Annotated in this window: 2 protein-coding genes; both read right to left on the reverse strand. The window is 47.6% G+C overall.

Features of this window, described 5'->3' with window-relative positions; translation table 11 throughout:
* Nucleotides 1-110: 110 nt before the first annotated feature.
* The gene (istB, locus tag DW830_RS15420; RefSeq protein ID WP_117588132.1) at nucleotides 111-842 is read right to left on the reverse strand and encodes an IS21-like element helper ATPase IstB; all 732 of its coding nucleotides are present in this window, start codon (nucleotides 840-842) and stop codon (nucleotides 111-113) included.
* A gap of 14 nt (nucleotides 843-856) precedes the next feature.
* On the reverse strand, nucleotides 857-1352 hold a 496-nt coding region (locus DW830_RS15425), incomplete at its 5' end, for a Mu transposase domain-containing protein (RefSeq protein ID WP_410524535.1).

The following is a 1352-nucleotide window of genomic DNA, read 5'->3' on the forward strand; positions in this document are numbered from 1 at the left end:
GGACATTGATGCTTGGACTACCGAGCACTTGTCCAAAAACTGGGTGACAGAACGAACCAAAACTCTCAAACAAGTGAGTTAATATTGGAACATAGAACTGGACACCCTATCTATTTTTTCAATTTCTGGCGCATAGAATCACCTTTTAACTCTATTTTACTTGCATTTGCTACCAAACGGTCCATAATGGCATCTGCCAAGGTAGGATCACCTATATAATCATACCATTTGGCAATAGGAAGCTGTGAAGCGATAATGACGGACTTTCTCTCGTATCTCTCTTCTAGGATTTGGAGCATTGCGAGTCTGGTCTTGTCATCCATTGGCTGCAACCCGAAGTCATCCCATATGAGCAAGTCATACTTTTCTAGATTGGTTATCATCTTTAGGTACGACCCATCCAGCTTACTGAGTGCAACTTTCTCCACAAAGCTGTTCATGTTGAGATAGAGAGTTCTATAGCCTAGCATGCAAGCCTGTCTTCCAAGGGCACAGGCAAGAAAGGATTTTCCGCAGCCACACTTTCCTTGTATGAGCAAGTTCTCATGCCTGCGTATAAAGGCACAGTCAGCAATGGCGGCAAGGTCATCCTTGGTGAAGTTGCGGTCTGTTCCACAGATGACATCCTCTAAGAGTGCCGTATATCTAAGTTTGCTGATTTTTAGATACATGGCGGTCTTTCGATCTCGTCTGTCCTGCACCTCTGCATCCACCATCTTGGAGATGGCGACTTCCAGGGATGGGCGGTTCTGTACAGGAAGGCTGGTCATGGCCTCGAAGGAGGATGACATACCTCTGAGTTTCAACTCGTTGAGTTGTATGATGGTTTCTTGTAAGTTCATGTTACTATGCATATTTAAATGTTCATAAATGCCTCCGCGCCTCTCACATAGTCGTTCTGTGGCACGTTTGAGACTGTTTCTTCCCCGTCAACTTGGTCAAGGTTCTTTTCCAACACGTTGCGGATGGTCGTGTAGGTGATGGATGAACAACCTGCCAGACGCTTGCAGGCCTTCTCCAGACGCTCCTTGCCATACTTGCGCTTGAGAGACAGGACTCCTTGGCAAGACTTGTACGACTGCTCTATATGCTTCGTGCGATTGAGGATGGATTGGACAGCAGCAGTGGTGTTGCAGCCAACCAATGCCGCCTCCTCCAGGAAATAAGCGGCGTTATATCCCTGTCCGTGCTTATAGGCAAGATGCTTGTCTGGCATATGCTCGTCAAGCGTGCTGTACCCTGGTCCTTGGCGACGCTGATGGATGGCTATGCGAGAACTCCCGGAGTAAACCTCCACGGTATCTAAGTCCCACAGTACGCTCACCTTTTGCCCGACATACTGGTATGGCACG

This window comes from Prevotella sp. AM34-19LB (genome assembly GCF_003468525.1).
GTDB lineage: Bacteria > Bacteroidota > Bacteroidia > Bacteroidales > Bacteroidaceae > Prevotella.

Bases quoted from the DNA above. Each gene is read 5' to 3' on its own strand.
- istB (WP_117588132.1), bottom strand. From the start codon at position 842: ATGAACTTACAAGAAACCATCATACAACTCAACGAGTTGAAACTCAGA.